Below are 6897 nucleotides of genomic sequence, written 5' to 3'. Positions count from 1 at the left end.
GCGAAGTGGGGGTAGTTGACCAACAAGCCAGCTGGGTACAAGAACCATAAGGAGGAGTGAGAGGATGACAACTCGACTGATCGATCTTGTCAACAAGCAAATCGCCAACTGGACTGTGTTGTACGTGAAATTGCACAACTATCATTGGTATGTCACCGGGCCGCAGTTTTTCACGCTGCATGAAAAATTCGAAGAGCTGTACAACGAAGCCGCGACCCACATTGACGCACTGGCCGAGCGGCTGTTGGCCTTGGGTGGCAAGCCTGTGGCGACGATGAAAGACTGCCTCAAGCAGGCGTCCGTCAAAGAAGCAGCCGGGACGGAAACGGCGGAGCAAATGGTCGCTTCGATTGTCGGCGACTTTGAAACGATGATCGGCGAATTGAAAGAAGGCATGCAGCTGGCGGATGAAGTGAACGATGAAACGACGGGGGATATGCTGCTTGGCATTCATCGCAGCTTGGAAAAACACGTCTGGATGTTGAAATCGTTCTTAGGACGATAAGAAGAGGAGGCTGTCCTCAGGCCGGGGGACGGCCTTTTGCTTTGTCCTGTCTTTGTCGAAAAAGGGCGATTTTTTAGGGAATGCGCCGCGTCGCGTTCTCCTCACCGGGCATACGATAGTTACGCGTATCCTATGTTCAAGGAGGGGGGAGCGTGAACAAGCCGATCCCGATGGTTGCCGTGTCGCTGTTCGGTTCGTTTTTGTCGCTGTTTGTCGGCAGCGTGGACTCATTTGTCGTGATTTTGCTTGCTTTGGTCATTGTCGACTACCTCACCGGCATCGCCGCCAGCGCGGTTGAAGGCAAGCTATCAAGTCAAGTCGGCTTTCGCGGCATCATCCGCAAACTGTTGATTTTCATTCTGGTGGCGGCATCGCATCTCGTCGATTTGGCCATTGGATGGAACATGCATGTCATCCGCGATGCGATCATTTTTTTCTATATCGCCAATGAGTTTATCTCGATTGTGGAAAACGCCGGCCGGGCGGGCGTTCCGATCCCGTCCGTGCTGCGCAAGGCGATCGAGCTGTTGAAAGATGAAATAAAATGAGCATAGTTTTCCCCGATTGCCCCACACTAAGCAAAAAGAGCAAAAGAAGGAGTGGACGAAGGTGGCAGACGAACGAAAAAAGACGTATTACGTCTCGATGGCAACCGGAGAAATCTCGCAGTTGAAAACCGCTTCGCCGTGGGACTTCCAAATTGAAGCAACGGATGAGGAAATCACCCAGCTGCGCGAATATTTTGATCAAAATTATTCGACCGACTGGCAGGCGTTTTGGCGCACCCATGTGCCGTACATCCAATACCATTATGATCGGGAAAACGATGCTTACGACCGGACGTTGACGAAAATTTATGAAATGATTTACCGCCTCGGCAACGAGGAGGCGAAGGAGCATATCCGCTCGCTCGGCATCCTTCCTGACGAAAAAGAAGAGTAAACGCCGCGAGTCGAGCGGCGTTTTTCTGTATAATGGGGAGAGGAAAGGGGAGAGTCCGATGCATGAATTTCGCGATTACTACGGACATCGCGTTCGGCTGGCCTTTGCGGATCATCCGTTTTCCCCCTCCCCCGGGCATGTATGGGTCATTTGCCGCTATGGCGGGCGATGGCTGTTGACGGATCATCCGCGCCGCGGCCTTGAGTTTCCCGGCGGCAAGGTGGAAGAAGGGGAAACAGCGGCGGAAGCCGCGGCCCGCGAAGTGATGGAAGAAACGGGGGGAATCGTCGGCCGGCTTGAATACATCGGCCAATATGAAGTGGAGCCGGATATCGTGAAAAACATGTATTTTGCCGACATCGCTGCGCTCGTCGAGCGGGGGTCGTATTTGGAAACGAACGGCCCGGTGCTGCTTGAGGCGCTGCCGGATGACATCCGCGCCGATCAGCGTTTCAGCTATTTCATGAAAGATGACGTGCTTTCACTGGCGCTTGCCAAGTTGAAACAGCGCGGGCTGATCGATTGAAAAGGGGCGCCGATCGGCGGCGGCTCCCGAAGATGGGCTTCCCAAAAGCGGCGGATGCCGGCTCATTGGGACGACAGGAATGAAACGAGACGCCCGGCAACATTCGGCGGGCGTCCCGCTAGCGGCGGTTTCCCCATTTTTTCTCGATCAAGGCGACAAGCTGATACATAACGGTCGACAGCAAGGCGACGATGAGCAGGCTCATCAACACAAGCGTGAAGTTGAACACTTGGAAGCCGTAAATGATTAAATACCCAAGCCCTTGTTTCGAGACGAGAAACTCGCCGGTGATGACGCCGACCCAAGCGAGGCCGACGTTTACTTTCAACGTCGAAATGATCGCCGGGAACGACGCCGGCAGCACCGCCTCTTGAAAGCATTGGTAGCGGGTGGCGCCGAACGTCCGCAATACTTTCAAATAGTTCGGATCGACCTCTTGGAACGCCGAATAGACGACGATCGTCGTGATGATGATGGAGATGACGACGCCCATGGCGACAATCGACGTAAATCCCGGTCCAAGAGCGACGATCAAAATCGGCCCGAGGGCGACTTTTGGCATGGCGTTGAACACGACCAAATACGGATCAAGCGTCTTCGCCAGACGCGGAAACCACCAAAGAAGCGCGCCAATCAGCGCCCCGCCGGCTGTGCCGATGAAAAATCCAAGCAAGGTCTCAAACAGCGTCGCCCATGTATGGGCGAATAGAGAGTGATCGCTCATTTTTTCGACAAACAGCTTGGCGATGGCGGATGGAGAGCTAAATAGAAGGGGATCGACCCAATGGAAGCGGCTTGCCGCTTCCCAGACGGCGAAAAAGGCGACAAGCAGCACCGTCTGCCAAAGGCGGATGATCCGCTGTTCTTTGCGCAAGACGGTGAGGTATTCTGTGTGCAGCGCTTCAATGCGTTCATTGGGCGGATTCAAGGGCCTCCATCTCCTTCCAAATGGATTGAAAGAGCGCCGGAAACGATGGCTGCTGGCGGGCGGCAAGCGGCGGGCGGCAGCGCAGTTCATCCGGGATGACAAACGTCCGCACCAGGCGGCCGGGGCGTGGCGAAAACAAGAAAATGCGATCGCTCATGGCGATGGCTTCTTCGATGTCATGGGTGACGAGCACCGCTGTTTTTTCGTATTGTTTTAACGTCTTCCAAACGAGTTCTTCCAGTTTCAGCTTTGTTTGTTGATCGAGGGCGGAAAACGGTTCATCAAGCAAAAGCAGCTTCGGGTCGGTCGCCAACGTGCGCACGAGCGCCGCGCGCTGGCGCATGCCGCCGGACAGCTGGCTCGGGTAATACAACTCGACGCCGGCTAGGCCGATCTCCGACAGCAGAGCGAGCGCTCGTTCTTTCGTGTCAGCGGTCAGCGTGTCGGTGATTTTCAACCCGAGAAGGATGTTTTCTTCGATCGTTTTCCACGGAAACAAATAGTCTTGCTGAAGCATGTAGCCGACCGCGCGCCGCGCCGCCGGCGCGGCCGTTCCGCTCGGCCAAATCGGTTGGCCTTCGATGTGGACCGCCCCTTCCGTCGGCTCAATCAGCCCAGCGATGATCGACAAAAGCGTCGTTTTGCCGCAGCCGCTTGGGCCGAGAAAGGAGACAAATTCTCCTTTCTCGACGGACAGCGACACGTCATCGAGCGCAGTGACAGCGGTCGTTTTCGTCAAATACGTATGCGAAAGGCGGTCGATCGAAAGAAACATGACGTTCACCCGCTTTCGTCAATCGTTCATCGCTTTTTTGGCAAACGACGAATCGACAAGCGTATTCAGGTCGATGCGCTTCGGCAGCTCGCCGGCTTCGGCCATAATGGTTTGCAAGTTGTTCCATTCTTCTTCATCCAAAATCGGATCGGTCGCATAGGTCCCTTGGCTTTTGTAGCGCTCAACCACTTTTTCGATGATGGCCGAGTCCGTGTCCTTAAAGTACGGTTGAATGGCTTTGGCAATTTCAGCTGCGCTGTGCGATTCGACCCATTGCTGCGCTTTGTAGATCGCGCGCGTAAATTTTTCAATCACGTCTTTGTTTTCGTTCATGTAGCTTCGTTTTGCCATATACGACGTGTACGGCACGCGCCCGGATTCGGTGCCGAATGAAGCGACGATATAGCCTTTCCCTTCTTGTTCAAAAATGCTCGCTGTTGGCTCAAACAGCTGGACGAAATCGCCGGTGCCGCTCGCAAAGGCGTTGGCGATATTGGCGAAATCGACGTTTTGAATGAGATGCAAATCGTTGTGCGGGTCAATGCCGTGTTTTTTCAGCACAAACTCGCCGACCATCTGCGGCATGCCGCCTTTCCGTTGGCCGAGGAACGTGCTTCCTTTCAACATCTCCCATGTAAAGTGGCCGATTTTTTTGCGCGAGACGAGAAACGTTCCGTCCGTCTGGGTCAGTTGGGCAAAGTTGATGACCGGGTCGTCCGTTCCTTGGCTGTAGACGTAAATCGACGTTTCCGAGCCGACAAGGGCGATGTCCGCGCCGCCGGAAAGCAGCGTCGTCATCGTTTTGTCGCCGCCCCATGTCGTCGTCAGTTCGACATCCAGCCCCTCTTCTTTAAAGAAGCCTTTTGCCAGGGCGACGTACTGTGGTGCGTAAAAAATCGAGTGCGTCACTTCGGCGAGCCGCACTTTTTGGAGCGGCTTTTCGCTTTGGCCCCCGTCATTCGTGCAGGCGGAAAGCGGCAAAAGCAGCAGAAGCGAGCATAACCATACGGCCCATTTTTTCATGTTCGTTAACCCCCTTGGTTCGCATGCGGTAAACCGTGGTTTCACCTTATCGTATGCACGCAGCCAAAATGTGTGAATGCCTAGAAAAAATGGGCGGTCGAACGAGAACGGGCGGCGGTCGGGACGCTCCTCGCGCTCCAGGGCTTTTTCAAGCTGACGCTCGGCCAAGGGGCGGCATGCACCAACAGCGAGGCAGTCGGACAGCCCCACTTGCCCTAATGAAAGAAGGCGTTGGGGGATGATGACGGGTGGTTCGCATCATCTGTTTTCGCGTAGGAAGGAGGCAGGCGTATGGACGGGGACATCATCGACCAATACCGGTTTCCGTCGCCGCATCCGGGAATCGATGTGTTCTTTGTCACCTATATGTCCCAAGGGCTGAAGGTGAAAGGATTTTTAGCGGCGCCGAAGCGAAAAGGCGTTTATGACGGGTTTTTGTATTTGCGCGGCGGCATCAAAAACGTCGGGCAAGTGCGGGTGCCGCGCCTTGTCCAATTCGCTTCGCACGGGTTTGTCGTCTTCGCTCCGCTCTATCGCGGCAATGGGGGCGGAGAAGGAAACGAAGATTTCGCCGGTGAAGACCGTTATGACGCGCTCGCTGGGTTTCATCTCCTTCGCCGCCATCCGCTCGTCCATCCCGGGCGCGTTCACATGTTCGGCTTCTCCCGCGGCGGGGCGATGGCGCTCCATGCCGCCCTAATGGCCGAGGGGGTCTGTTCGGTGGCGGTCTGGGGAGGGGTGGCGGATATGGAGCTTACGTATTGGGAGCGGCCTGACTTGCGGCGGATGATGAAGCGCGTCATCGGCGGGACGCCGAACAAATGCCCGGAGCGCTACCGGCACCGCACGCCGCTCTATCATCTGGAACGGCTCAAGGCCCCGGTGCTCATCATCCACGGCGAGCGCGATGAGAACGTCTCGATTGAGCACGCCTGGCGGCTGGAACGGCGGCTGAAGCAGCTCGGCAAACCGGTCACGGCTTGGTACTTCCCTGAGTTCACCCACTATTTTCCGCCGCAAGCCAATCGCGAGACGGTGCAAAGGCTCACGGAATGGATGAAACAACAGCCGACGATGTGATACGATACAACTAGAGGGGCGGCTGCGTGCGCCGCTCGGGTGGCGGCGCGGCCGCCAACGAATCGATGGGGTGCCAAGGAGGTTGGAATCATATGGGCATGCCGATGGAGCTGCAGACGGTCATTGTGACAAAAGGAAAGGAACAGCGCGTTCAAGGAAATGTGTTTGTGTTGAAAAAAGAAGGCTACCGCTTGTATCCGCTTGACGTGCCGCTTGAAGTGCGCCGGACGGTGCAAAGCGAAGCGAGCGGCGTCGCGGTCGTGAGAAAGCTCGAATGGGAAGACAGTCGGACGACGGTGACGTATGAGCTCGTCAGCCTGTATTCGACGAATTGAACGAGGCTGCACACCATGAAGCGGCTGAATGAGAGCTGAACGGGTTCATCGGACAGGAGCGCAAACGGAAGAACGGTTTGCGCTCTTGGCTCAAGTTTTTTCCGTCTATAGTTAACTTGTGGCGTCAGGCCGGTTCAGACAAGCATAAAAATAGCCTTTGCTTGAGGATTTCCTGTGCGACGTTTGATCATACCATAAAAAAAGTAGGGGGGAGGAGAAGGAGTTTGGCCGCGGAGAGCGAATATCATACGATGAATTCGATGCCGCAAGGAGGGGAAACGTGGCCAAACCGCGAATCGATCACGACCGGTTGTTCAAAGAGTTGCTGTCGACGTTTTTCGAAGAGTTTTTGCTTCTTTTCTTTCCCAACGTGTACGAGCACATCGACGTTCACCACCTTTCTTTCCTCACAGAAGAACTGTTTACCGACGTGACGGCCGGAGAGAAGCATCGCGTCGACTTGTTGGTCGAAACGAAGATGAAGGGGGAGGAAGGGCTCATCATCGTCCATGTCGAACACCAAAGCTACGCACAGCGGACCTTCCCCGAGCGAATGTTCCTCTACTTCAGCCGCTTGTTTCAAAAATACCGCCGCCGCATTGTTCCGATCGCCATCTTCAGCTATGATGAACACCACGATGAACCTTCCTCATTGGTCGTCCAGTTTCCGTTTTTGACCGTTCTCGACTTCCGCTTTCTGACGGTGGAGCTGCGCAAACTGCCGTGGCGCGCGTACATCCGCCATGACAATCCCGTCGCCGCTGCCTTGTTAAGCAAAATGGG

General features: G+C 55.3%; 10 protein-coding genes. 7 read left to right on the top strand and 3 right to left on the bottom strand.

Annotation, left to right across the window (positions count from 1 at the left end; translation table 11 throughout):
- The first annotated feature begins 64 nt into the window (after positions 1–64).
- From VU18_RS12515 to ytkD, 4 genes are all read left to right on the top strand, one after another.
- The gene (locus tag VU18_RS12515) at positions 65–505 is read left to right on the top strand and encodes a Dps family protein (protein ID WP_011232333.1); all 441 of its coding nucleotides are present in this window, start codon (positions 65–67) and stop codon (positions 503–505) included.
- Between the two features lie 152 nt (positions 506–657).
- Positions 658–1053 (top strand): holin family protein, encoded by a 396-nt coding sequence (locus VU18_RS12510; protein ID WP_011232332.1) that lies wholly within the window; start codon positions 658–660, stop codon positions 1051–1053.
- A 61-nt stretch (positions 1054–1114) separates the two neighbouring features.
- Positions 1115–1447, top strand: coding sequence for a hypothetical protein (locus tag VU18_RS12505; protein WP_011232331.1), 333 nt, complete (start codon positions 1115–1117; stop codon positions 1445–1447).
- A gap of 58 nt (positions 1448–1505) precedes the next feature.
- Entirely contained in the window at positions 1506–1973 is a 468-nt protein-coding gene (ytkD, locus tag VU18_RS12500; protein WP_011232330.1) for an RNA deprotection pyrophosphohydrolase, read from the top strand.
- A 118-nt stretch (positions 1974–2091) separates the two neighbouring features.
- Here the strand turns inward: ytkD and VU18_RS12495 are convergent, their stop codons facing one another.
- The 3 genes from VU18_RS12495 to VU18_RS12485 are packed head-to-tail and all read right to left on the bottom strand — an operon-like array spanning position 2092 to position 4699.
- Positions 2092–2901, bottom strand: coding sequence for an ABC transporter permease (locus VU18_RS12495; RefSeq protein ID WP_011232329.1), 810 nt, complete (start codon positions 2899–2901; stop codon positions 2092–2094).
- Positions 2885–3676 (bottom strand): ABC transporter ATP-binding protein, encoded by a 792-nt coding sequence (locus VU18_RS12490; protein WP_011232328.1) that lies wholly within the window; start codon positions 3674–3676, stop codon positions 2885–2887. Before VU18_RS12490 ends, VU18_RS12495 begins: the two co-directional genes overlap by 17 nt.
- 18 nt (positions 3677–3694) lie before the next feature.
- Positions 3695–4699 (bottom strand): ABC transporter substrate-binding protein, encoded by a 1005-nt coding sequence (locus VU18_RS12485; RefSeq protein WP_011232327.1) that lies wholly within the window; start codon positions 4697–4699, stop codon positions 3695–3697.
- A 291-nt stretch (positions 4700–4990) separates the two neighbouring features.
- On the opposite strand from VU18_RS12485, the gene VU18_RS12480 reads away from it, so the two are divergent.
- The 3 genes from VU18_RS12480 to VU18_RS20380 form a co-directional block, all read left to right on the top strand.
- Positions 4991–5779 (top strand): S9 family peptidase, encoded by a 789-nt coding sequence (locus VU18_RS12480; protein WP_011232326.1) that lies wholly within the window; start codon positions 4991–4993, stop codon positions 5777–5779.
- A gap of 92 nt (positions 5780–5871) precedes the next feature.
- Positions 5872–6114 (top strand): DUF2584 domain-containing protein, encoded by a 243-nt coding sequence (locus VU18_RS12475; RefSeq protein ID WP_011232325.1) that lies wholly within the window; start codon positions 5872–5874, stop codon positions 6112–6114.
- 280 nt (positions 6115–6394) lie between these two features.
- On the top strand, positions 6395–6897 hold a 503-nt coding region (locus tag VU18_RS20380; protein ID WP_047758235.1), incomplete at its 3' end, for an Rpn family recombination-promoting nuclease/putative transposase.

The organism is Geobacillus sp. ZGt-1, from assembly GCF_001026865.1.
GTDB classification, from domain to species: Bacteria; Bacillota; Bacilli; order Bacillales; family Anoxybacillaceae; genus Geobacillus; species Geobacillus thermoleovorans.
Note: the sequence above shows the minus strand (reverse complement) of the source record. Positions and strands in the feature narration are given on the sequence as shown.